The sequence below is a fragment of the Pseudomonas sp. SIMBA_067 genome (assembly GCF_046534675.1).
In the GTDB taxonomy this organism is placed as follows: domain Bacteria; phylum Pseudomonadota; class Gammaproteobacteria; order Pseudomonadales; family Pseudomonadaceae; genus Aquipseudomonas; species Aquipseudomonas putida.
Genome location: NZ_JAWRYH010000615.1, coordinates 1 through 264 on the forward strand (window position 1 = coordinate 1; position 264 = coordinate 264).

1 protein-coding gene is annotated in these 264 nt (G+C 46.6%); it reads right to left on the reverse strand.

Translation table 11 applies throughout. The features are described from left to right. On the reverse strand, positions 1-261 hold a 261-nt coding region (locus SB765_RS30565), incomplete at its 3' end, for a helicase-related protein (RefSeq protein ID WP_410932609.1). Positions 262-264: the final 3 nt, after the last annotated feature.

The window sequence follows — 264 nt, forward strand, 5'->3', positions numbered from 1 at the left end:
GGTGCGGCCAATACGGTGAACGTAATCTTCAGCAAGCCAAGGTAAATCAATATTAATAACGCGCGGTAAACCGTCAATATCAATACCACGGGCTGCCACTTCTGTTGCAACTAGCACGCGTACTTTGCCTTCTTTAAATTCACGCAACGCACGACGACGGTTACCTTGCGATTTATCGCCATGACATACTGCCGCTGGGATACCGTCTAGGTTAAGTTCAGTCACTAACTCATCTGCGGTTTCTTTCATGTTTACAAACACGAG